Raw genomic sequence first — 24,355 nt, 5'->3', positions numbered from 1 at the left:
ATGAAAAAATCTCTTTTAGCTTTTAGTTTAATAATAGGTATTAACGCTTATTCTCAAAAGGTCAATAATGAAGTTTTTGCAACTGTTGATCAGTCGGTAGGCAATATTGCTTTTACGCATCAGGGCGATTTGGTATACAGCCATCATCCGTTTTTCAATCCTAATTTTCGGGTAGTCAAATATGATAGCAAAACCAAAACAACTGCACCATTTCCAAACAAAGCATGGAACACGCCACGAGAAACGGATGACCATTATTTAAGCAATGTATTAGGTATCAGAAATGATGAAAATGGTATTGTCTGGATGCTCGACATGGGTCAGCGCAATCCGGTTACGCCAAAAATTGTAGGCTGGAATACCATTACTGATACCTTGGAACACATTTATTATTTGCCCGAAACTGCGGTTGTGCCGACTTCACAACCCAACGATATGGTTGTAGATACCCAACACGGTGTGTTTGTTATTGCAAACGAAGGCATAGGCAAGGGTGGTGATGGCAGTGCGGCAAGCTTGATTACTGTCGATATGAAAACAGGCAAGACGAGAAGATTACTGGAAGGGCATCGCACCACTCTACCCGAAAATCGGCCAACGGTTGTCAGTGGAAAACCTTTAGCAGTAAACGGTAAAAATTTACTGGTGGGTTGTGATGGTATTACGGCAGACAAGGATTTTGAATGGTTATATTACGCACCTTTGAATGGGAACAAAGTTTACCGTGTACGATTAGTTGATTTATTGGATGAAAGTTTAAACGAAACAGCATTGGACAAAAGAATTGAAACTTACGCTGAAAAACCTAACAATGGTGGTTTGAGTATCGATACCGAAGGTAATTTGTATTTGACAGCCATGGAAACCAATAGTGTAGCAGTAATTCTTGCCAAAGACAAAAGCGTGCACCACATTTTCTCTGATGAAAATTTGCTCTGGCCTGATGGTGTGAGCTACAACGTTGCTGATGGTTATATGTATGTTTCGGCAGCACAAGTACATTTGGGTGCCGTCTTTCATAATGGCAAAAGCCAGGCAAAAGCTCCGTTCTATATTTTCAGGTTCAAACCGCTGGCAAAAGGAGTCCCGTTTAGATAGTTTTTCGAATCTTTTTTGATAGCAGATTTTTTCAGCCTAAATTCAGATTGAGCACAGATTTTTCTATTTGGCCGGTTTCTCTGCCGTGAAAAAACAGTCAGTTTTTGGTTTGGAATATCAAAGTCCAAATTCTCAATACTTGAAATTCAGTCCGGTTTCATTCAGATTAAGCTTTCTGCCGAAGGACAGTCCATTTTGGTTATTCAAATATGGTTTTCTTCATTTAGTTTTTCAATACTATTGATTTATAACGTATGGCTTCGGATAGCCCTGCATTAGCCGCTGCTAGATTCTGGTTTTCAACAATTGACGAATTTGCAATGTTTTGTATTTGTTTCAATTTGTACCGTTGGATGTTGAATATTGTATTTATTCAAGCGTTCTAAAATAGTGGTATAGACTTTATTTTCAGAAGGATTATCGGGGCTGTCCAACACAGCGTGTAGCGAAGCCACATGGTAATTTCCGTCTAAACTCCAGATATGAAAATCGTGAATATCGGCAACGCCTTCAATATTATTCAGTTCTGTTGTTAAGTTTTTCAGATTCACATGTTCAGGAACAGCCTGCAACATTATTTTTAATGTGCTAATTAAATTTTTGGTGGCATTGTACGAAATAAAAGCAGCAATGGCTAGGGTAAGTAACCCATCTATCCAATTCCAACCGGTGAAATAAATAACCACAGCACCCATTAAAACAGCTACCCAACCCAACACATCTTCCAAAAGGTGAAGCATAATGGCTTTGCTGTTTTGATTGTGGGAATGTCCATGAGCATGATGATGGTGATGATGGTGTTTTCCGTTTCCATTTTTTATTCTAAGAAATGCAAATCCGTTGATGCTAACCCCTAACACAGCTAACCAGAGCATACCTACACTATTGACTTCTTTTGGCTGAATAAATGATTCTATTCCACTTTTAATCATAAAAACAGCTCCGATCAATAGAAATAAAGATAAGCCTAGCGCAGATAGTAATGAAAATCGTTTATATCCGTAAGAATAACTGGTAGAACGTTTCTTTCCTGATATTTTTTCAAACAAAACCGCTATTCCTATAGCAATGGCATCTATAAAGTCGTGAAAAGCATCTGCAATAATCGCTGTGGAATTGGTAAATATCCCGCCAACAACTTCGATTATAGCAAAAATTAAGTTCAACCAAAAGGCTAATGTGAGTCCATTTTTGGTTTCTGAATGCTGATGTTCTTTGTGATTATGCTTGTGTTGATGTTCGTGATTATGTTTCATCTTAATTTGTTTTAATGTTTTTTTGTGATGTAAAATTTAAAGGCATAAACAACAGTGATTACAGTCCCTTCTTTCCCTCAAGCCAATACCCCTGGTGAAATATTCTTCCCGTTACTTTGTGTTTTAAAACCTTTCTAAAAGTTTGAACCGACTTTACATTTCCTGTTAAAATATAATTGGCCGATAGCCAGTCAGTGGTCTTACAAATAGGTAACTCATTGACTTTCTTTTCATTTCTGAAACTACCATCTTTTGGAAAAACAGTAAAGTTTTCTAATCCCAAAAGTTTGGGAACATTTTTGTTTTCTTCATCCAATTCAAAATAGAATTGAAATTGATGATGATTATTTTTCATTAGGGGTAATAATGCACAAGCAAGGCCTAATGAAGTTTCATCACCAAAAAAGAATTGATTTTCTATACTTGGGTTGTATAGCTTTTTTCCTCTCGATGGACCAATAAATGTTTCATCGTCAGCTTTTAAAGAATCAAAATATTCACTTCCAACGCCATTGGTATGAATATGAAAGATTATATCTATTATTGCTTTTGCCTTGTTGTAATAAGCAGCCGTATAATTTCTGTATTCAGTTTCGGAAACACGAAGCACATTGGCATAGCCAATCTCAAAATTCATTTTTGATATATCTCCTTGAAAACGTATCTTCTTAATCTGGGAACTGAGATAGGAAGTTTCTAAAACTTTTACATTGGGCCGAAGTGTACTTTCGAACAAATCACCCACCCACTTGGGTATGCTTGAAATCATTGTTTATTGCTTTTTGATTTAATGCAAAGGAACAGTGATTGAAAATTTTAAACAATGCAAGAATAAGGTATGTATTGGACTAATCGTGGTTTTTGTTTCGGAATGCCAAAGCGGTTGTTCCGGCAACTTTTGTAAACAGCCTTGAAAAATAAGGATAATCGTCATAGCCCAGTTCCGCTGAAATTTCTTTTACCGAGATATCGGAATGGTAAAGCAAACGCTTGGCTTCTAGTATTACACGCTGTTGTATGTGGTAAGAAACAGAATGTCCTGTAGTGTTTTTAACGCATTCGTTGAGGTAATTCGTAGAAATATTTAGTTGTTTGGCGTATTCTGCGGGTCGTTTAGCCGTAACAAAGTTTTGTTCCAACAACTCTTTAAAGGCTTTAGATACAATTTCATACCGTGAAAGTTTTTCAAAGGGTTTTGATTGGACTAAATACTGTGAAATAACAAGTCCAATTAAGGTATTGCAACTCCCTTTTAGCAAAGAGTAATATAGTTTTTCGTTTTTGCGTTCAACTATTTTTATACAAAGTGATATAGCTTCTGTAATAAGTGTAAACGTTTCCTTATTTATTAACAAAGGTTTGGCTGGCGTTATATCTTCCAATAATTTCAGGTATTCGGGGTTTAGATTTTCATTACTAATTGCCCAAATACTTGCTGCTGCATTTTTGAATGATAAGGTTCTATGTACTTGATTCTGATGAATGAAAATAGCTGATGAAGGCTTTAAGGTGTATTCCTGAAAGTCAATTTCAATGGTTGTTGTTCCTTTTTCTTGTAAGAAAAACAAGTGATATTCGTCCCTGTGCGATTGTTTGATTTTGTCAAATCCCTCAAACCGCTCATATTCGTGTACATCTTTGCTGTACATTTTACCTATGAAAATGCCGGTGCCAAAATCGGCTATTAAAGGATTTACAGGAATATGTTTTGATTTTTTATACATTGTTTCTTTTTCTTTAAACAAGTTAAAGATAGATTTTTGTATTTGTTGGAGGCACAATGTTTAACATATATGAAAAGTAGCAGATTAAAAAGTACTAACCTTCCGTTTTGTACTAGCTTTCTCCAAAAAGCAGACCTTTGATTTAACCTTCAACCCGGTATTTCTTATGCGCGCTGTTGAACTCCACCTAAGGTAGCTGAAGTGTTTTGTTTCAACTGCCTTGACGTGGTTCATTAGAGCTTAAATGTTAGCAATATGCTTTTATTTTGTTTCTTTAATAATAACATTCTGATAGTTATAGGGTATTTCTATATTTTCTTTATCAAATCGTTCTTTTATGGAGCGCAGTAAATCACAATACATTACAAACCCATTTGGTGCATTGTCAGAGTAGGCCCAAACTTTTAATGTAATAGATGAATTTCCCAATGCAATAACCCTTGATATAACTTCAGGTACATTGTTTTCTATATCTTCTGCAGTTCTATTATCTATATGTAGCGGGTGATTTATTACCTCTTCTTCCATTATTTTTAAAGCTCGGCCTATGTCAGAATTATATCCAATACCAATTTCAATCATTTTACAAATTCTCGTGTCATTTAAGTTTGAGTTGACAATAACATTAGAACTGATTACTGAGTTGGGCACCACAATCCTATTATTTTCAAAGTCTCGAAGTACGACTTGCCTCAAATTGATTTCTTCTACAGTTCCGGTATAAATTTGGTCAAACGTAATTCTATCGTTGATTTTGAAAGGTTTAAATATAACGATGAGAAATCCACTCATAATATTGCTCAAAGCCTGTTGAGAGGCCAATCCTGCTACTAGTGATAAAATTCCTGCCCCTGCCAATAATGAATGACCTAAAGTTTTCATTTCAGGAATTTGAATTAATGCAAATGAAATACCTATAACAAAAATAATTGCTGTTATGAGTTTAGTTGCAAAGACATAGCTGGTTGGGTCAATGTGTTTTGTTTTTACCAGGGCATTTATCTTCTTTCTGGATAAATATTTAAAAGCCAGGGCAAAACTAATTGTTAAGGCAACTATAATTCCGATTGTTATAGCGGTTTTAAAGTCTGAAAAAAAAGAATTTATCATAATTTTTGTTCAAGTTTTTTTAAAATTTTCAACTGTAATTCTTGACTTTCATATAGGGTTTGAATTTGTTCCTGGATGAGAAGTTCAATTTTCTGATTCAGTGCCTTTATTTCCAGTTCCGCTTTTAAGTTAATCAAGTAATCATTTTCCGCTCTTTTTCTGTCTTTTTCCTCCTGTCTATTTTGACTCATCATTATAACCGGAGCTTGTAGTGCTGCAATACAGGAAAGAATGAGGTTCATCAATATAAATGGGTATGGGTCAAAATTGTCTTTTGCAGGAGTTAATGTATTAAACAGAACCCATACGACCAGAATGATGAAAAATGAAATGATAAAAGCCCAACTCCCTCCAAATTTTGCAACCTTATCAGATATTGATTGTCCTCTGGTGAGTATTTCTTTTGGCGGATTTAAAAGATTGTTGGTAATTAAAGTTTCTTCTTCAATTGCTTTCTTAACAATTTCCTGAAGTTTTTTTACTTGCTCGGATTTAGCAGTTAAAAGTTTATCTATGTCTTTGTCCATTTTCTAAGCGTTAGGCTCATCATCTAAAATATAAATAGTATGAGCAATTTAAGTAAAAATTACGGATGGTTAAACACCAGGCCTTATTCAGCCAGAAAACTAAACTCCTCCATCTGTTTTAGCATTAAAACTACTTCAAATTGAAAGGGAAATGTGGGGGGCGGTTTACCAGTAGAAGTGTAGCCTTTGTAGTCTTCCCCTAATCAGAACTGTTTTTTTGTACAAAGTTACAGTTTTACTCCTGCTGGTGGTACAGTCAGTAGGGGTAAAGTGTGAAAATTGCTTTGATGTCGCAGTGGAATGTGACGCAAGCAAATACGCCAATGAGAGAGGTCACCACTCTGTCCCATGGCATTGTACTTGACGTATTGCAGCTATATGCCATTTTTCTTTCGTCTAAATAGCTTAGGTAATTGTTTTTGTGAGGCATTTTCTACAATTTCTCCTATTCGTTTTTGTTTTGTGGCCTCTGTCTTTGCAAGGGCTATCCATTGTAACAGGATTTTTTTGTTGCTTTTGCTCAATGAAGAAAAATAGTCTTTGGAACCGTCAAATTTTATAAACTCGTTCTCTAATTCTACCGGCACAATAAGCGCCTCAACGGTGTCTAAAATAGTCCATGAGCCATTTTGTTTAGCAATTTCTATAGCATCAAAGCCTGCCTGGGTCATTTGATTATTTGAAGTCAATCTTTCAGTTTTCTCTTTATTGATTTTACTCCAGGTACTATTCGGTTTTCGTTTGCAGAAATAATGTCTATGACTTTCGGTATCTAAGGTTTCAGCTTTGCCGTCAATCCAACCAAAACATAATGCCTCGTCCACCGCATCACTCCAGGAAATTGTTGGCTTGGTTGATTTCTTATTATAAAAAACCAACCAAACAGCATTTTTGCGCATATAGTTTTGTGTCAACCATTTTCGCCAATGCTGTTTGGTCTTAGGGTAAAATAATTCTACTTCCGGTTTCATTTCTTTTTCATTGCCACCATAATAAGACAAGATATTAAAATACCCACTAATTGATAAGCTCCCACAAGTAAACCATATGGCATAGGATGGGGTATATTTGGATTGATGGCTATATTAAATGTATTGGCAACTAAAAACCCTAAACCAATAATCAATGCAAACTCGATGGCTGCCTTTTTAGTGTTGATATTTAAAGTGGCCATCAACAAAGCTATTGTAATTATGGTGGGTATGACTGTTAAAAATGGCCCATAAAAATAAATGGGGTCTGGATTGGCAGGCATTAAACCTAATTTGTCTAATGTGCTGGCATATTGATTAGGAAATAACACCGTAAACCATAGCCAACCGAGAAATGAATAAAATACTATAGAGAGGAATACACCCAACCAACTAATTTTAGAAATTTTTTGTAGCATAACTTTTTGTTTTAATTAATAATGCTTCAAAATTATTATGCCTCCTTGACAACAGTATGTCAAGGGTATTTACTGGTCGTGATATTTTTCAAAAAATTCTTGAAGAGTCATTTTATGAGGGGTAAATGTCTCTTGTTGAACTTGTAATTTTTGAATTCTGTCCAACCTAAAATATCTAAATTCTTTTCTTAGGCGACAATAGGCAACCATCAACCAACCTTCCAATATGCTTAAGAGAGCAAAAGGCTCAACAACTCTTTCACTCAACTTATTTTCGGCATTGATATAATCTAATTTTACAAGATAAAAATTGGTGATTGCATTTTGCAAGGAGGATACAATATTACTGCTGATTTCATAATTTTCAAGCTTTGCAAATTTGGTTCTCAAAGAAAGTAGATTGGCTTTGTCTTTTTCACTTTGCCTCAAAACCGCCTTTATCTTGTCGATGGCTTCGGCATAATCATTAATTAAGGACTTGTCTCTGTTTTTTAATACTAATTGTTCTGCAAGAATTAATGCATTTGCCTGGTTTTCACTAAACATAATGGGTGGAATTTTGTAGCCTTCCACTAGCGTATAGCCTTTCCCTTCTTCTGTCAAAATGGGCACACCTGCCTGTTCCAATGCTTTTAAATCTCTGTAAATTGTTCTTGTGCTAACACCAAATTTTTCTGCGAGGTTAGTAGCTGTTACGAGTCGTCTTGTTTGTAACTGCGTTAAGATAGCTACAAGCCTCGGAAGTCTTTTTGTATCGTTATCATTCATCCTTCAAATTTCGGAAAATTTTGTTTTTTGTGTGGTATCGCTTAAAATGAAATATAACAGTTTGATAAACTTCTGTTTTAATGATGTTTATTTATTTGCTGAAGCTAAGGTCTTTCATATTTAATTAAAAGACCGTCTGAAATCTAAAGGGGTAACTTGCGTTTTGGTTTTGAAAAATTTACTAAAAGATTGTGGATGCTCAAAGCCTAAATCATACGCTATTTCACTTACACTTAATTGGCTGGTTGAGAGCCTTTCTTTGGCTTTTTCAATGAGCTTTTCATGAATAAGTTGGAAAGTATTTTGACCAGTAATACTTTTCAAACAATCGCCCAAATACTTAGGGGAAAGATTGAGCTTAGCCGCTATAGATGTTACAGTAGGTAAGCCTTTATCGGTCACTTCGTTTTCATAATAATCATTTAAAAGCTTTTCAAACCTGGCCAACAAGCTGTCATTTTTAGGTTTGCGCAAAACAAATTGCCGGTTGTAATATCTGTTACAATAAGTGAGCAGCAGATCAATATTTGAAACCACTAGGTCCTGGCTAAAACTATCGATCGGTAAAAGGTATTCCTTTTCAATTTGCCGAAAGATGGTTTCCAGGGATTTCTCTTCATCTTCTGAGACTATCAAGGCCTCGTTTACAGAATACTCGAAAAAGCTGTAGTCATGGATTTTTTGTCCTAATGGATATGTTCTGAAAAAGTCAGGATGAATAGACAGTTGCCACCCTTTTTTAGCAAAGACAAAGTCTTTATCAATGATACTCACCTGCCTGGGGGCAAAACAGGAAATAACGCCATCGTCAAAGTCAAACATCGTTTGTCCGTATTGAATTTTACAGGCTGCTTCTGTTTTTAGAGTAATCTGGTAAAAATCACAGATGATTTTAACACGATCCTCATTTTCTATTGCAGGAAAATCCTCAAAGCGTGTAATACTAAACAAGGGATGTTTCGGTTTTGCCAGCCCCGCTTTCTGGTGCAGTTGCGCTATGCTTTTGAAATGCATAGTTAAGTTATCATTGCTCATCAGAACACTTATTTCGAATAAATTTACACATTATATTTTACATGTAACCTAAAATTAAATTACACAATGAGTAATCATTGGTTGATGACTTTCGGATATCTATCATTGATTCTCGTGTAGTTTTCTAATTAGGCTATATTTAATTCTTTCTGATACGATTTAGCTATAAATCTGGCTATCCGTACATTGGGAAATAGTGCTGATATAGTAGCACCGAATCGGTTTAGCCTTCCCGAAATAGCAAAATGCTTTCTTTTTTCTAATGCCTTCATCATTTCATCAGCTACTTCTTCGGGGGTCTGGGTAGGGGCGGTGTTGTAGTCAGAACTGAGCCCTTTGGCTATTTCATTATCAATACCTGCCGCACTGTTAAAGTTAGTTTTGGTAAGACCGGGACAAAACAACATGATATGAACCTGATAAGGTAAACATTCCTGGGTAATGGCTTCTGTGAATGAGCGTACGAACACCTTGCTGGCAGCATAAGTGGCCATATAAGGAACTGGACCAAATGCCGCCATAGAAGCCACATTAATAATCGTCCCGCTTTTTCGATTTTGCATTTGAGGCAAAAATAAATGCGTAAGTGTCACCAATGATGAAATATTTAGCTGAATTAAATCCAATTCTGATTTTAGAGATAACTCTGAAAATTCTCCGCCCGAACCAATTCCCGCGTTGTTGATAAGCATATGTATTTCTAAACCACGTTGTTGTGTTTCTGCAAAAACCTGTTCTGCACTCGAGGGTTTTGCCAAATCGGCTTTAATGAATTGTGCATTGATCCCAAATTTCCCGGCAAGTTCTTTGCATTGCCTTGCTAGTTTATCGGCATTACGGGCTACAAGCAAAAGATTATGTTTTCTTGCTGCCAGTTTATTTGCGATAGCTTCACCAATTCCTCCCGATGCACCTGTTATTAAGGTAACTTTCATTTTTCTGTTATTTTAAATTTATGGCACAAAGTTCGGGCAAGTCATCAACTCATAAGTGTCCAAAAGTCGGTTTGTTGTGTTTATATGTCGGGTGAATAAGGTGCTTACATTACTGACAATAGTTGGCAGCTACCCAAAGGAGTTGATTTCGAAACGCTTCACTATCAACCAAGTAGGAACTTTGATAGAAGTAGTTCAGACCTTTCATAACAACGGACGAGCAACCTTTCTTTTTCGTGTAATTGTGGGTCTGTTCGGTACATCATTCTCGCAGGTCCAGCGGTCAGACACATTTTGCCATTAACCAAAAAAAACAAGACTGCGTTGTCGCATTTTTTTATTCATTAAACTCTTTTGGATATTCAACCATTCCACTTACTCCTTTCAGCCCATTCTCTAATTCAATCACCATACAATTCTCTTTTGGAACTTCAAACGGCAATTCTATAAAAAAGACACTATTCCAACATGCTGTTGAAATGGACAGATTCCCACCTGCCTATAATGATCGGGACAAGTTGCGTGGGAATGACGGTACTAATGGTAATTTGAGTAAAAAAACTATCTTATTGCACAAATGAACAGAAAAACCAAGGTCTGTGGCTCACAGACCTTCCCCTTTTTTCTGGACTGTAAGCCGCAGACCAGTGGAAAAAAAGACCTAAATAAGCAAGCACTAAATGCTTGTCACCACCACAAAAGCCGGCAATTATCGTCATCCCAGAAATTTTTGGAGAGCAACGGAAAAAATTATCAGGGATCTTTTCAATGAAATGAAATTTCATTACCTGACTTTTCTAGAATAATAGAAAAGATTGCTTTGTGCCTGGCAATGACTGTTTAATTGTAGGTTTATAGCATAAGCCAATTCTATAAAAAAGAAGTTATTCCAACATGCTGTTGAAATGAACAGGTTCCCACATGCCGATAATGATCGGGACAAGTTGTGTGGGAATGACGATCCTAATTGTAATTTGAGAAAAAAAACTATCTTATTGCACAAATGAACAGAAAACCAAGGTCTGTGGCTCACAGACCTTCCCCTTTTTGCTGGACTGTAAGCCGCAGACCTGTGGAAAAAAGACCTAAATAAGCAAGCACTATGTATTTGTCAACACCAGAAAAGCCGGCAATTATCGTCATCCCCGAAATTTTTGGAGAGCAGCGGAAAAAATTATCAGGGATCTTTTCAATGAAATGAAATTTCATTACCTGACTTTTCTAGTATAATAGAAAAGATTGCTTTGTGCCTGGCAATGACTGTTTAATTGTAGGTTTATAGCATAAGCCAATTCTATAAAAAAGAAGTTATTTCAACATGCTGTTGAAATGGACAGATTCCCACCTTCCGATAATGATCGGGAAAAGTTGCGTGGGAATGACGGTACTAATTGTAATTTGAGAAAAAAAACTATCTTAATGCACAAATGAACAGAAAAAGCAAGGTCTGTGTCTCACAGACCAAAGATAAAAAGATTGCCACGCTGCGCTCGCAATATCCAGTTGATTGGAATTTGCTTTCTATCAAGATTTCTTTTCTAAAGGGGAGGATACTATCATTGCTCACTCACTATCTGGTTATTCCGGGTTCTGTATGCACAACGTGTTGAGCATTTGAATGTAGGAATCTGCGTGCTATGAAATACTATTGAGAGGTTGGTGGTCTACTAATAGAGAACATAGCTTCGTTTCTGGAAGTGACTATTTAATGGTAGGTGATAACCTGATTTCGATTAATAAAATGGCACCCCTGCACCGCCCAATCGGAAATGCTCTGACAGACTTTGAAGTAAATTAAGAATCGAACTCAGGTTTGTAAGAAGATGATAAGTAGGAAGCTTAATGAATTCATGGTTAATTCTATTAATGCTAAGGTTTAGTACTAAGGTTTAGTGTATGATTTTGTAAGGGATTTCAGACTTCAAACCTATCTAGTTACTACCTGAATTTGATGCGGGTGATGCAGCTTGAAAACCTCTAAACCCCTTTTAAATTATAGCACACATTGTTGTGGTATTGTTATTTCTTCAATACTCCTAAATAGCTGATCCAAGGCCCCACTTCTTTAGTGTATTGTTTTGCCATAACCCTTGTTATCTGTGCAATATGTCCTAAATCGTGAACAGCCCAGGTTGAAATCAATTGTTTAAGAGTCACGTTTCCAAATTCAGGGTGAATCCCAACTTTTTCGAAATCTTTTTGAGAAATATTCAAAAATTTTAATTCGTTTAGGTTTTTTTTTCTCAATAATTTGAACTCGTTGATTAGATCTTCAATCGGTCTGTTTTGATTTTCATTTAATTGAGCGAACCTGTCAAAAGGTTCAAATAGTTTGCTTTCAGAATCACTCAAAATAGTTTTTATTCGAATAATCCAATCAGTTTTTTCTCCAGATATTAGGTGTCCAACTATGTCATATGGACTCCAGGTTTTTGCTCCTTCATTATTTTCAACCCATTCTTTTGATAAACCACTAAGTAATGTCTCCAAAACTTCTGGTGTTCTCTCTAAAATTTCTTTTGATTTATTCAATTCAAAAATCATTCTTTTGATTTTGTTTTAATGCACCACAACGAGGCGCGTGTATGAGCAGTAGCGGATTCATCCCACTGAACTGTCAGTTAGCACCTACCTTTAATTTATGGTATTTTACTTCAAATTTGCACTGAACCCACCATTACTTTTATACCTTTTGTGTGCCCAGTATGGGCATCAGGTAGCTAAGATACCATATTATTGCAGAGGGTGCAATGCCAGTGCCGAAAAATCGACATCCCTTGCAGGCAAGTTGGTGAAGCCTGTAAGTAAGCTGCAAAACCTGTCTAGATTATTTCTCGAGGCTGGTTATCCGTGGGGTATGCACTGAAAAAATGAAATGCATATACGAACATAAAAAAATAAACGAACTGCGAATAAACGGCTGTAGCTGGCCAGCAGATGAGGGACTCACTGTGAGCAGTTTGGCTCACGGCCGTCTACTCGATTGAATAGTAATTTTTCCTTATTTTCTTAACCAACCTAAAATGCGGTCGTTTTTTATTTTCCACTTTCCGTTTTCATTTATCAAGTCATATTCTTCTCTGGAATTCCCAAATGGCCCGGGATTTTGTTGAATAATCTCAATTTCGTTTTCGGTTACTTTAGAAACAATAGAAACATGTCCATATTTATTCAGCGTTGTTCCCGAGTAAATTACTAAATCATTTATTTTCGGTTTGGATTTACTCGGATTTTTGAACTGCCTTAAATTCCGCTGTTTGTTTATTTCTCCGTCTTTGATTTGTGAGTTAAAAAAATCTTTAGCGTGACCATAAGTATCAGGCATTTTGTGGTTTAATTCTTCGTAGTAATATCGTTTTACGAATTCCACACATTGATATTTCAGTCCAAGATTATAACCATCTTCTGCTAACACTCGCCCGTCCACATTTCCAACTCCGCCATTGTAATAAACAGCAACTCCATTCAGACTATCAATTTTTTGTCCGACTTTATAATTCGGATTCAGATTGATTTTTTTAGAAAAGAAAAAACCAATAAAGAGTAAAATCAGAATTCCGAGTATTAGTAAAAGTCGTTTTTTCAATTCGTTCGTAGTGTTTCTTGGGTATTATTTACAACGTTTTGGGTATGCCTCGTTGCGGGTCAGACAAAGAGATTTTTCAGTTAAACTGTAAAGTTAGCAAAAAAGCACTAATTTTGGTTTATGCCGCAATGAGCTATGCAAGATGTTGCCTGTGGGCATTTTTTAGAAGTTTCTTTTTGTTATTCTGTAAATGTGGTTTTTGTAAGTTCGAGACTCTCATTCCACAGACATTTTTGAAATACTTTGTTATAAGAATCAACGGATGTATTAACCACTTTTCCATCAGAGAAATAAATTCCTTTCAAGTTTCTATACTTTTCAGAATACGCAAGGTTTGCTAAATTCTTTCCTGCCTGAGCTGGTGTATGTATGTTGCTTTTTATTAGGGTCAAAACAGGAAATACGTTTTTCCATAAAAATCGCATAATAGGTGAGTAAGTTTTGGCAAGGCCTGTTCCAGGTGTCATTCCCGGGTCATAGGCATTTACCCTGATATTTGTGTGCTTTAATCGCTCTTGTAATTCATAAGCGGTCATTATGTTGCACAACTTTGATGTGGAATATCTCCTTTGTCCAACAATGCTAGGTTTTTCGGACGTTTCTTTTGGGAAAGCAAGTTCTTGAGCACTGGTGTAAATAGGAGGCTCTATGGGTGTTTTGAGTGCTGGGTCGTGTGTTTCGCTAGATGTAAATGTTATGTGTCCGTCATTTTTCATAAAGGGTAATAATTGCATAGTCAAGGCAAATGCACCTAAATGATTTACACCAAATGTCTGTTCAAACCCGTCTGTGGTATATTGCGTTTCACCAATATTCTGCACGCCTGCATTGTTTATCAAAATAGAAATAGATAGATTTTTTTCTCTTGATAATTTCTCTGAAAATTGACGGATAGATTGTAATGAAGCCAAATCCAATTCTAAAGACCTTAGGTTTTTATGACCTGTTTTGTCCTTTATCCTTTCAATCACTTCTTTTCCTGCTTTTATATTTCTGGCAGGAATAATAATTTGCTCATTCTTGGCAATATGAGCCATACGTAAGGCACATTCAAAACCAATTCCGCTGGTTGCGCCTGTAATAATTATTGAATCCATAATTTTTTGCTTTTTATTTAAATGATGAAGCAAAGTTCAGCACTTCAAAAGCAAAAACTTTTGCCATTTGGCAAATTTGGCAAATAATGAATTTAGATACTTTTTCTAACCCTGCTTAATGATGATTGTGTGATTCCTAAATAGGAAGCGAGATAGGAAAGGGGAACCCTGTTGGCTAAATTCGGGAACTTTTCTAAAAAACTAAGATACCTTGTTTTGGCATCTTCGGCTAACATTGGACTTAGTTTATTTACCTTTTCAACCAATGCTTTTTCGGTTATTTTATTGATAATGCCGTCCCACTGGATGATTGTGGCTGACAAATCGTTGAGTGATTCTGTAGAAAATACAAGTAGTGTACAATCTGTTACAGCCTGTACATATTCGGAAGAGGGGATTTTTTGATTGAAGCTGTTTATGTCCACTGCAAAATTGTTTTCATCAACAAAGTATTTGGTGATTTCATCTCCTTTGCTGTTGTAGTAACACACTCGAAAGATGCCTTCTTCTATAAATGCTACTTGCCTTGGTATTTTCCCTGCTTCAGAAAAGTAGTTGCCTTTTTTTAACTCCAATAACTGTGCTTTTCTCTTTATCAAGTCAATTTGCTGTTGATTTAGCTGTCCAAATTCAAGTAGATAGTTTATTAATTTGTCCATAACACAAAGGTTGTAAATGTATTTCTTCCGGAATTTGTCAAATGGCAAAAAAGGGTGATTGATTTTGTGCGTTAGTATTTTTTTTCGATAACTTTTAAGACAAAATCCGCTCTTTCACTTACAGTTTTTTTGGGTACTTCAACAATATTATATCCGTATTTTGTGTACGTTTCGCTCATTTTTTCAAATGTTAAAACTGCTTCTTTCCAATCTTGTTTTCGCTCGTTATCAGTTTCATAAATCTCTTGCCAAGGTGGAAGTATAAATACATTTTTATTATACCTCCAATTTTTTGCATAGGATTTCATTCGTTCACTTATTTCCGACTCAATTAGTTCTGCATAACAGATAGTATCCAAAAATCCACGGTCAAAAAAAATCGGTTTTCCTTTATTTGTGTTATTCTCAATTTCCTCAAAACTCCTTATCGAACGGTCAAACATCATTTCTTTGTATAAGTTCTTGTTTTCCCAAGGCAAAGCTTTTCCGTTGTTATTTTGTTGTTCTTTTATTAATTCACGAGCGATTTCAGGAACAATTTCATAATTTTTCCCCAGCCTCTCCAATAAAGTCGTTTTTCCTACTCCTGGACCTCCTGTTATGACATAGAAATTATTATTTTCCTTTAGTTTAATCATTTGTCGATTTTGGCTTGTTTTATTTGGGCACAACGGTTTGCACATGGCTTCTAGTGGCTTCGAAGCACTTCCTGTCCACCGAAACCATAGCTGGCTAAGGAGCATTTTGCTGATAGCCTTTCACCAGCCATAAGCTATATGCATTGTGTGTGCCTTGAATGGTGAATATAGTTTAATAAATAGAACGTTCCAAAGGGTGTAAGTCCCGGAAGCGAAGCAAGTGGCAAGGTGGTTTATCGCGAGATATGTACTACCTCAGAGGAATATGTATTTCAAGTTTTCTCCACTTTCAAATCTTTCAGTTATTCCTTCTAGGTTATCTTTCATTTTATTAATGGTAACGTCTCGGCTAAAAATCATAGCTATCCCTCAGGGTAGCTATGATTTTTTAGCAGCCATTGTTAGCGGTAGGGGTTTTTAATTTATTCCTTTCCACCATTGTTTAAATGGTTGTGTCGTGTCATTCAAATTTACTATTTCTCCTATCATTGGTGTTACTAATGACACGTTATACTTTTTGTTCAGTTCGGTTATTTTCTTCAAAGGTTCGTCCCAAGAATGGGCAGCAAGTGCAAATTTTGACGAATGAACGGGGAAAAGTCTCTTAGCTTTTAAGTCTTGTGCAGCTTTCAATACATCTTCAGGTAGGTTGTGAATGTATCTCCAGGCCTCATCATATTGTCCATTGTCTAAGATAGCCAGGTCAATAGGGCCGTATTTATTCCCAATGTTTGCATAATGTGTATCATAACCGCTGTCTCCACCAATATAAATTTTCATACTTGAGGTTTGTACTATATATGATGCCCATAAGGTGTTGTTCGTTGACAAACCCCTACCTGAAAAATGTCTTGCAGGTTCTACAAATGCAGTAAAGTCAATATCCAATTGTACTTTTTCATACCAATCTTTTTCAATGATTTGGTCAGTTGTATAGCCCCAATGTTCGAAATGTGAACCTACACCTAACCCACAAATCACTTTTTTGGTTTTGTCCTTTAAGGCAATTAGGGTGCTGTAATCAACGTGGTCGTAGTGGTCGTGTGAAATAAACAGGTAGTCAATGTCGGGTAAATCCGCAACATTATAAGCGTCTGTACCTTTAAATGATTTTACAGTTCCAGGAAGCGGAGAAGCATTGCCGCTAAAAACAGGGTCAACCAAAATTCGTTTCCCGTCAATTTGAATGAAGTAGGATGAATGCCCAAACCATATCAGCACATTCGAGTCAACTGACAAACTCAACAAATCAGTTTTTAGCGATGGTATCGAATCTGCAGGATGATGCCATGGTATCTTCTTTATGTAATTGTTGTAAATAACTTCAAAATAATTATGTCCTTCAGTTAGTTGAGGTGTTTTGCTCAAATTTTGAAACTTTCCGTTTTTGAAATTTGGTGATTGTTTTATTCTTTCAAGTCGTTCTCCTCTTGGGCTTTTGCCAAATTTATCCTGTTGCATATATAGCGCAGTAGCGATTACTAATACACCTACTACAATTGAAGTGATAACCATTATTCTTCTAATTATTTTTTTCATCAATAAGTTTTCTCATTTCTGTTTTTAGAAAAGTTCTGCATTCAAGTGGGGTTTCATACTTCGGGCAATAAGTTTATCAAGTAAACGGTCTGGTAAATATTTGATAAGAACCGAAAGCATAGCTGCATCACTTCCAATGGTGTATCGCGTACGGGGCCGTTTATTGTTTAAAATGTTAGCAATAATTTGACCTGCCTTCTCTGCCGAAACAGCTTTATCAATATATGATTCAGCCTGCGAAACCATTGCATGCATTAGTTTACTATACCTGCTACGCTGTTCCTTAGTCATTTCATTTGTAATTCGCTGCGCGTTTGAGCGGACTCTTTTGCTCATTTCAGATGTAACGGCTCCTGGTTCAACGACCACTACTTTTACTCCAAGTTGCTCAACCTCTCTACGTAATGAATCGCTCACTGCTTCCAATGCGAATTTTGTTGCAGCATAGGGACCATATCCTCCCATTGCTACTTTTCCTCCAATTGAACTGATATTAATAACAGTTCCTTTACTTTTAAAAAGTTCAGGCAAAAGTGCTTGAATCATTGCCACTTGACCAATAAGATTAACTTCAAATTGTCTACGCCATTCTGAAAGAGGCAGTACTTCAATCGGTGCGTTTATTTCAATAGCGGCATTATTAATCAATGCACGTATTGGTCGTTGCTTCTTATCTGAGGTAATACGTTCAATTAAAGCAGGAATGTGAACCTCGTTTGTAATGTCAAGCATTATCGGTTCTATATTTATATCTCGAATCTTGTCCGCATCCATATTGGTGCGAACACCTGCCAACACGTGAAAACCACGTTTCCCAAGTTGTCGGGCGGTTGCTGCGCCAATACCAGTCGAAGTACCTGTAACAACAACCATTTCTTGGCCAACAGTGTTTATTTTAGTTATCAAATTTTTCATTTTAAATTATTTGCTGACAAAAATAGTTACTAACTTTGTAACTACAAAGTATATAGTATGCTTTATACTTTATAAAATTTAAAACAACAGATTATGTTAATAAAAGAATTATCAAAACGAACAGGGCTACCAATTGCAACCTTAAGGCATTATGAGAATTATGGTTTATTTAAAGGAACGTCAAATGATCAAGTGGAAACTAACAACTACAAAAATTATGATGAAAGCCTCGTAGAGAAAATTATACTGATCAAAGGGGCGAAGGAAGTAGGATTTTCTTTATCAGAGATTAAAGAATTATTAGACAGTTGGTTCAGTAAACAAATGACAGTTGACAGGAAAAAAGCTGTGGTAAATAAAAAAATTGAGGAAATTGATGTTAAGATAAATCAACTAAAGCAAGTTAAAACAACCCTTATTGAAGCTATAAAAGATATTGAGAATGGTGAATGCTAAATTTCGCCCAATTCGTTACCTGACCACCAACGCTCAACTAAAATGAGTATGCGCTCCAGTTGCTAGAAGCACCAAAGATTCTAGTTTGCATTACTCTTTCAAATGGCTCAGTTCGCATATTCATTTTAGTGTTGTTGGCGATAGTATTCTTTAAAGCTGGACCTCCATTCTATCTCCTTGATAAATTATTTCTTTGGTAGTCACATCGTCATCGGGTGAATCAACCCCAACGTCACTGCTCACTTTTACCAGAAATATTTTCCTGCTTTCAGGCATTCCATCATATTTGCCCTGCTGTGCCTCAATGGTAAACTTTTGAGTTGAATCGTCCCATTTCATTTCAAAGGTAGCATAAGCTCCCTCTTCATAATTGTAATTATCACGCTCATCATCATAAAATGTAAAGGAGCCATTTGCGCCCGGGTAGATGTACACGGTGAGTGGCCCGATTTCCTCATTAGCATATTGCACTTTAGGACCAAATGGGATAATCGAACCTGCTTTCACATAGAGAGGTATAATGTCAATGGGTACCTCACGTTCGATAGTCTGGCCTCCATCATATAATTCACCTGACCAGAAATCAAACCATTTTGTACCCGCTGGGAGGTAAACATTCGTAGTTTTCAAAGTACTAAAATCTTCTCCTCCTGCAATATATTGATCGCCTTCTTTTCGGTATTTTACGTACATCGGCTCAGTAACCGGGCACACGAGAATGCTCTTCCCGAACATATACTGGTCGTTGATATCAAGGGCCATTTTATCATCTGCAAAATCCATCATGAGGGCGCGCATCATGGACGAATGATTTTTAGTTACATCCCACGAGGTTGAATAGATATAAGGTAGCAAGCTATATCGCAATTCAATCATTTTCTTGAGCGCATCATAGGTCCAAGACCCCTCTTCCCCATAATGCCATAGTTCGCGTGGTGTATCGGTACCGTGTGAACGCATCATTGGGCAAAAGGCCCCAAATTGCATCCATCGCACATAGATTTCATGATAGGCTTTATTCTTATAGCCGCCGGGGAAATTCCAAACAAAAAAACCTCCAATATCACTATTCCAATAGGGGATACCCGTTAGAGAGAAGTTCAGTCCCGCAGAGATTTGTTTTTTCAATACGTCCCAGTCCGTGATTACATCTCCCGACCATGAGTTGGCCGCATGTCTTTGCTGCCCGGCGAATGCAGAACGAGTCAAGATGAATATTCGCTTATCACTATCTTCCTTTCTTTGGTGTGTATGTACACCTCCCACGGTCATCAGGGGATAAGCATTTCTAACTCTCCGAAAAGATCCCATATTTGTCTTGTTATCCAGATCAGAAGGCTTAAACTCCATATGATCGGGTTCTGTTGAGTCCATCCACCATCCATCGAACCCATAAGTAAGCAGTCCATTTTTCAGGTATTTCCAATAGATGTCTCTTGCGGCTGGATTATACGGGTCGTAAACTCTCACACCGGATGGATAATCCATATCTGGAGGCCAAACGTCTTTTCCTGACATAGGCCAGGTGAGAAAATCCATGAGCATATTGTTTTCATTCAGTTCTTTGTATGGCTTTGTTTTGGGGCCGAACGAAGACCAAATAGAAATGATGATATGGGCATTCAGCTCATGGATATCATTCACCATTTTTTGAGGGTCAGGAAATTCAGGGTTGAGGAACTCCATAGCATTCCAGTGATAATTATCTCCCCAGTATTGCCAGTCCTGAATGATGCCATCGATAGGTACACCCAACTCACGATACTTCTCCACTATACCGACTGTTTCCTTCTGGCTTTTTGTATCTTTCTTTGCTTTGCCAGTACCCAAAGGTCCAATAAGGCATCATTGGAGCCTGGCCTGTCAAATCCCGCATATTCGCAATGACAGCATCGGCATTGTCTCCGACCATGAAGTAATAATCAATACAATCGCCCACCTCAGAGTCAAAGGAGGTGGTTTCAATGCTATCAGCAAATACTGTAGGTGAATAATTGTCCCATTACATACCGTAACCCTTATCAGACAGCATGAATGGAATAAAGGTGTCTTTGTTGCCCTGAATCATTTTTACCGTCTGGTTCCTTTGTGACATTTTTCCATTTTGCAGTTGCCCAAGGCCATAGATAAATTCATCTTCCTCAAGTTTGAAGGACTGCTTTACAGCAAAGGTGCTTTCGCCAATATCCTCTTTAGGAATAAAACTAGAGCCATCGGCTATTTCTGTTAATAGTGGGCTGTCGTCTGCTGATAAATAGGAAACCGCTCCGGTTCTCAAATTCAGCACGACTTTTAATCTTTCTGTTGAAATGCTAATACTGCCATCATCTGTTGATATTGTGGTAGTGACCTCTTCTGCATCCTTTACCACAGCGAGGCTTTTCTTTTCATATGTAAACCCCTGTTTAGACTTTACAACCCGCACAACCTCTGGTGAGTAAAATTGAATCTTGATTACGGTAGAGTCAACATTGGCCTCCAACCCATTTTCAGTTAATGTGTACTCCTGCTGACAGGAGCAAATTATTGAACAAATTGCTAAAAAACAGGATGCAAATATTATATTCTTCATAAGCTTTAATCTATTGGTTATTCATGGGATAAAATGAAGTCGTAACTTATTATCGCCAACGCTCAACTAAGCTCTGTAGGCTTGGTCTGTCAAATATCTGTAAAAGTATCTTTTAGTACAGCCTTTTGCAAATGGATCATTTAGCCTATAGAGCTTAGCATCTGTGTGTGTCCAGTATGGGCATCTGGTATTGAAGATACCATATTATTCCAGAGGGTGCAATGCCAGTGCCGAAAAACCGGCATCCCTTACAGGCAAGTTGGTGAGTGTGCAACGGCTACCATTGTTGGCATTAGTTTTTATTTATTTCTTTTATCATTTTAAATTTTTTTCATTTTTTGAAATAGATTGTGTTTGCTAAGTTTTGTAGGTCAGCAGAGTCGGTATTGCAAAGAATGATTAGAATTTTGTCGAAGTCTTTATTCACAATTATTTCAGCATTGAAACCGTCAATATTTCCGCTTCTTCTATAAACATTTGCTTTGTCGTCAAAATAAAACCCAATTGTTGGTTTCCCTGAAAGCCAATCAATATATTCATTAACTTGCGGTTTTAAAAGATATTGAGTTTTTGATTTTTCAGAAATTAATTTATTGCCTTTTATAGCGAATAAAAGTTTTAACAAGTCTTCAGTAGTCGAATATATCCCGCCTGCTCCAAAATAATTTGAGATATATCTTCTATCATTGAAAAGAGGTTCGTCTTTGTTTCCTTCTCCGAACGAATAATTGTGATAACCATAAGCTAAATTATTGATAACTTCATTTTCACTAACAAACCCTGTATTTTTCAATTTTAAGGGTTTCAAAATTAAGTCTTCGATTGATTCAGAAAATGGCTTAGTCGTAACCATTTCAATGATTTTAGACAGCAAAACATAATCCACATTGTTGTAGTTAAATTTTAACGTGTCATATGATGATTTTTTGACAAACTCCTTTATATAATCATCAATCAAGTATTTATTTACAACAGCTTTGACTGGCTCATTTTCTAAACCCGAATAATGGATCATTAAATCTTGGATTGTAATGTCTTTACATTCTTCGGAAATATTGGGAATGAATTTTTCAATTCTGTCATTAAAATCAATTAGGCCTTTTTCTTGAAGTTGGATGATTGCAATGGATGTGAAGAGTTTGGTTACTGATGCTATCGGAAACCGAGCTTTATTATCAATTTCTACATTAAATTGAATGTTAGAAAAGCCTTTGTTGATTTTTTGAGTTTGCTTTCCGTCAAAGTACAAAACTGTTCCGTTAAAATGTCCTTTTTGAAATTCTTGATTTATTATTTTTTCAATATTGTTTTGACCAAATAGGACTAAAGGAATACATAAGAATGTTGTCAGGAAAAATTTCATATTTTGTTTTTTATGCGATTTGTTCTGTCAAAATTACCTCCAACGGTCTCGTGTATGAGCACTATAAAATTATATACACTAACTGTTCAGTTTGGAGTAAAGATAGTTAAAAAGTAGAAACGTAGAAATTGGCACTTTCTCCGCTATTGCTTATAGCATTGTTGTAGCCAGTTATTTTACCTTCTCATTTTTAATTTTTTCTATCATTTTCTCTGCATTTCCTTTTGTTCCACCAAGACTTATTGCTTTGTTATAGCTATCTAATGCTAGATCATATTGTTTATTTGTATAATAGGCTTCTCCTAAACTATCAAATAGATTAGCATCTTTAGGAAACTCCTTTGTAGCTAATTTAAAAATTTTTATTGACTCATCATTTTTGCCAAGTCTTAATAGTTCATATCCTAATTTATTCAGTTCGCTTGGGTTTTGAAAAGTGTATTCCTTTTCAGAATTTTCTTTGAGCAAATAGTAAGTCTTTATAGCTTTATTTACATCGTTGACAGATTCTTTTCTTATAGCTTGATAAATTGATTTTTTAGGAATTTCATAATCCTTTCCTAGCATTAAGTTGTGGATAGTATGCCCTAAATCCCAAACTCTATTTCTATTATTGGACAATAGAATTATCGTAATATCATTTTTAAAATCATTCAAAAAGATAGATTCAAATTTATATGATATTCCATTGTGCCTTTGTAGGCTATCTTCTTCAAAGTATTCGCCAAGTGATGATGTTTTGTCGTTTGCGTATGGGTTTTTCAATAAAGTTTGAAATGATTTTTGAGAGATTAAAACATTTGAATTCATTGCTTTTATCCATTTGTATAAATCGTTGATGTCAACCCATAACCAACCACTAATAAAACTCATTTCGGGACACTTAACATTATCAAAATCATAACAGGAAGTTCGGTTTTTATAATCTTCTTTTGGGTCAAATACCGAGTTTGTCATTTTCAAAGGTTTAACTATGTTTTCAATGACAAATTCCTCGAATGATTGTCCGCTTACCTTTTCAATGATTTTTCTTTGCAAAAACACGTTACTATTGTCATACATAAAACTAGTTCCTGGTTCAAAAAGTAAACTATCGTTATTTTTCAAAATCTTCCAAGCCTCTTCATCGCTACTTGGATTTAATGGGTCGATTTGAGGGATTCCTCCTGCGTAATTTATAAGATGTCTAATTGTAACCTTTTCTGACCATTTCGGTAATCCGAAATTAAATTTAGAAATCGTGTCGTCAAGTTTTAGAAGACCACGTTCATTAAGCATGATTATTGCAACACCATTAAATTCCTTTGCAATAGAGCCGATATTAAATATTGACTTATCATTTAAATTCGTTTGTTGTGTTCCATCTGTAAAGCCAAGCGATTTTTGATAAAGGATAGTATCATTTTTAGTGATAAGGACGTTTCCATTGAACAAGTCTCTTTTATAAGCTTTTGTCATTAAGGAATCGATTTCGCTTACACATTCAGCTTTATTGTCTTTTTTTGAGAGTTGACTTTCACATCCATAAACTGATAGTACAATGAGTAAAAAAATAATTCTTCTTGTATTTTTTAAAAATTTCATAAAATTCTGATTTCCTTAAAGACTAATAAAATTGTTGAATGTTGCATTTCTAAGTGGCTACAACGCCTATGTATGAGGCGTGGGCTCTCACTAAAATAGTGAA

At 36.1% G+C, this 24,355-nt stretch carries 25 protein-coding genes; 2 read left to right on the top strand and 23 right to left on the bottom strand.

The features are described from left to right. Positions 1 to 1,098: an L-dopachrome tautomerase-related protein gene (locus IEV85_RS04420; RefSeq protein ID WP_188460587.1), complete on the top strand. Its 1,098-nt coding sequence runs from the start codon at positions 1 to 3 to the stop codon at positions 1,096 to 1,098. Positions 1,099 to 1,397: 299 nt separating this feature from the next. Here the strand turns inward: IEV85_RS04420 and IEV85_RS04415 are convergent, their stop codons facing one another. The 19 genes from IEV85_RS04415 to IEV85_RS04325 all read right to left on the bottom strand — a co-directional run bounded on the left by IEV85_RS04415 (position 1,398) and on the right by IEV85_RS04325 (position 18,277). Next, positions 1,398 to 2,354: a cation diffusion facilitator family transporter gene (locus IEV85_RS04415; RefSeq protein WP_188460586.1), complete on the bottom strand. Its 957-nt coding sequence runs from the start codon at positions 2,352 to 2,354 to the stop codon at positions 1,398 to 1,400. 58 nt (positions 2,355 to 2,412) lie between these two features. Then, positions 2,413 to 3,123 (bottom strand): FAD-binding oxidoreductase, encoded by a 711-nt coding sequence (locus tag IEV85_RS04410; protein ID WP_188460585.1) that lies wholly within the window; start codon positions 3,121 to 3,123, stop codon positions 2,413 to 2,415. A gap of 79 nt (positions 3,124 to 3,202) precedes the next feature. Then, positions 3,203 to 4,078, bottom strand: a complete 876-nt coding sequence (locus IEV85_RS04405) for an AraC family transcriptional regulator (protein WP_188460584.1) — start codon at positions 4,076 to 4,078, stop codon at positions 3,203 to 3,205. Between the two features lie 261 nt (positions 4,079 to 4,339). Continuing rightward, complete coding sequence (locus IEV85_RS04400; protein WP_188460583.1) at positions 4,340 to 5,188, bottom strand: mechanosensitive ion channel family protein; 849 nt, start codon at positions 5,186 to 5,188, stop codon at positions 4,340 to 4,342. After that, positions 5,185 to 5,715: a DUF1003 domain-containing protein gene (locus tag IEV85_RS04395; RefSeq protein ID WP_188460582.1), complete on the bottom strand. Its 531-nt coding sequence runs from the start codon at positions 5,713 to 5,715 to the stop codon at positions 5,185 to 5,187. The genes IEV85_RS04400 and IEV85_RS04395 overlap by 4 nt, the downstream gene beginning before the upstream one ends. A gap of 374 nt (positions 5,716 to 6,089) precedes the next feature. Next, on the bottom strand, positions 6,090 to 6,686 hold the full coding sequence (locus tag IEV85_RS04390; RefSeq protein ID WP_188460581.1) for a YdeI/OmpD-associated family protein: 597 nt from the start codon (positions 6,684 to 6,686) through the stop codon (positions 6,090 to 6,092). Next, complete coding sequence (locus IEV85_RS04385; RefSeq protein WP_188460580.1) at positions 6,683 to 7,105, bottom strand: DUF1761 domain-containing protein; 423 nt, start codon at positions 7,103 to 7,105, stop codon at positions 6,683 to 6,685. Before IEV85_RS04385 ends, IEV85_RS04390 begins: the two co-directional genes overlap by 4 nt. A gap of 69 nt (positions 7,106 to 7,174) precedes the next feature. Then, a complete protein-coding gene (locus tag IEV85_RS04380) occupies positions 7,175 to 7,873 on the bottom strand; it encodes a helix-turn-helix transcriptional regulator (protein WP_188460579.1) in 699 nt (232 codons plus the stop codon). 120 nt (positions 7,874 to 7,993) lie between these two features. Continuing rightward, positions 7,994 to 8,908, bottom strand: coding sequence for a helix-turn-helix domain-containing protein (locus IEV85_RS04375; RefSeq protein WP_188460578.1), 915 nt, complete (start codon positions 8,906 to 8,908; stop codon positions 7,994 to 7,996). A gap of 128 nt (positions 8,909 to 9,036) precedes the next feature. Continuing rightward, a complete protein-coding gene (locus IEV85_RS04370) occupies positions 9,037 to 9,843 on the bottom strand; it encodes an SDR family NAD(P)-dependent oxidoreductase (RefSeq protein ID WP_188460577.1) in 807 nt (268 codons plus the stop codon). A gap of 566 nt (positions 9,844 to 10,409) precedes the next feature. After that, entirely contained in the window at positions 10,410 to 10,628 is a 219-nt protein-coding gene (locus tag IEV85_RS04365; RefSeq protein ID WP_188460576.1) for a hypothetical protein, read from the bottom strand. A 244-nt stretch (positions 10,629 to 10,872) separates the two neighbouring features. After that, positions 10,873 to 11,052 carry a hypothetical protein gene (locus IEV85_RS04360; RefSeq protein WP_188460575.1) on the bottom strand — a complete coding sequence of 60 codons (180 nt, stop codon included), beginning with the start codon at positions 11,050 to 11,052 and terminating at the stop codon, positions 10,873 to 10,875. Between the two features lie 810 nt (positions 11,053 to 11,862). After that, the gene (locus IEV85_RS04355) at positions 11,863 to 12,387 is read right to left on the bottom strand and encodes a DinB family protein (protein ID WP_188460574.1); all 525 of its coding nucleotides are present in this window, start codon (positions 12,385 to 12,387) and stop codon (positions 11,863 to 11,865) included. A 457-nt stretch (positions 12,388 to 12,844) separates the two neighbouring features. Then, positions 12,845 to 13,429, bottom strand: a complete 585-nt coding sequence (locus IEV85_RS04350) for a CHAP domain-containing protein (RefSeq protein ID WP_188460573.1) — start codon at positions 13,427 to 13,429, stop codon at positions 12,845 to 12,847. A 179-nt stretch (positions 13,430 to 13,608) separates the two neighbouring features. Then, positions 13,609 to 14,526: an SDR family NAD(P)-dependent oxidoreductase gene (locus IEV85_RS04345; protein ID WP_188460572.1), complete on the bottom strand. Its 918-nt coding sequence runs from the start codon at positions 14,524 to 14,526 to the stop codon at positions 13,609 to 13,611. Between the two features lie 92 nt (positions 14,527 to 14,618). After that, positions 14,619 to 15,185: a Crp/Fnr family transcriptional regulator gene (locus IEV85_RS04340; RefSeq protein ID WP_188460571.1), complete on the bottom strand. Its 567-nt coding sequence runs from the start codon at positions 15,183 to 15,185 to the stop codon at positions 14,619 to 14,621. Positions 15,186 to 15,256: 71 nt separating this feature from the next. Beyond that, positions 15,257 to 15,868 carry an AAA family ATPase gene (locus IEV85_RS04335; protein ID WP_345259293.1) on the bottom strand — a complete coding sequence of 204 codons (612 nt, stop codon included), beginning with the start codon at positions 15,866 to 15,868 and terminating at the stop codon, positions 15,257 to 15,259. Positions 15,869 to 16,240: 372 nt separating this feature from the next. Next, a complete protein-coding gene (locus IEV85_RS04330; protein ID WP_188460569.1) occupies positions 16,241 to 17,362 on the bottom strand; it encodes an MBL fold metallo-hydrolase in 1,122 nt (373 codons plus the stop codon). A 24-nt stretch (positions 17,363 to 17,386) separates the two neighbouring features. Then, entirely contained in the window at positions 17,387 to 18,277 is an 891-nt protein-coding gene (locus tag IEV85_RS04325) for an SDR family NAD(P)-dependent oxidoreductase (protein WP_188460568.1), read from the bottom strand. Positions 18,278 to 18,370: 93 nt separating this feature from the next. On the opposite strand from IEV85_RS04325, the gene IEV85_RS04320 reads away from it, so the two are divergent. After that, positions 18,371 to 18,733, top strand: a complete 363-nt coding sequence (locus tag IEV85_RS04320; RefSeq protein WP_188460567.1) for a MerR family DNA-binding protein — start codon at positions 18,371 to 18,373, stop codon at positions 18,731 to 18,733. 150 nt (positions 18,734 to 18,883) lie between these two features. Here IEV85_RS04320 and IEV85_RS04315 read toward each other — a convergent pair whose 3' ends face one another. From IEV85_RS04315 to IEV85_RS04305, 4 genes are all read right to left on the bottom strand, one after another. Beyond that, on the bottom strand, positions 18,884 to 20,563 hold the full coding sequence (locus IEV85_RS04315) for a TIM-barrel domain-containing protein (protein WP_229712503.1): 1,680 nt from the start codon (positions 20,561 to 20,563) through the stop codon (positions 18,884 to 18,886). Between the two features lie 172 nt (positions 20,564 to 20,735). Continuing rightward, positions 20,736 to 21,305 carry an alpha-glucosidase domain-containing protein gene (locus tag IEV85_RS24825; RefSeq protein ID WP_229712502.1) on the bottom strand — a complete coding sequence of 190 codons (570 nt, stop codon included), beginning with the start codon at positions 21,303 to 21,305 and terminating at the stop codon, positions 20,736 to 20,738. Positions 21,306 to 21,636: 331 nt separating this feature from the next. Further along, positions 21,637 to 22,668, bottom strand: a complete 1,032-nt coding sequence (locus tag IEV85_RS04310; RefSeq protein WP_188460566.1) for a serine hydrolase domain-containing protein — start codon at positions 22,666 to 22,668, stop codon at positions 21,637 to 21,639. 171 nt (positions 22,669 to 22,839) lie between these two features. Beyond that, positions 22,840 to 24,252, bottom strand: a complete 1,413-nt coding sequence (locus tag IEV85_RS04305) for a serine hydrolase (RefSeq protein ID WP_188460565.1) — start codon at positions 24,250 to 24,252, stop codon at positions 22,840 to 22,842. Positions 24,253 to 24,355: the final 103 nt, after the last annotated feature.

This window comes from Marivirga lumbricoides (assembly GCF_014636295.1).
In the GTDB taxonomy this organism is placed as follows: domain Bacteria; phylum Bacteroidota; class Bacteroidia; order Cytophagales; family Cyclobacteriaceae; genus Marivirga; species Marivirga lumbricoides.
Note: the sequence above shows the minus strand (reverse complement) of the source record. Positions and strands in the feature narration are given on the sequence as shown.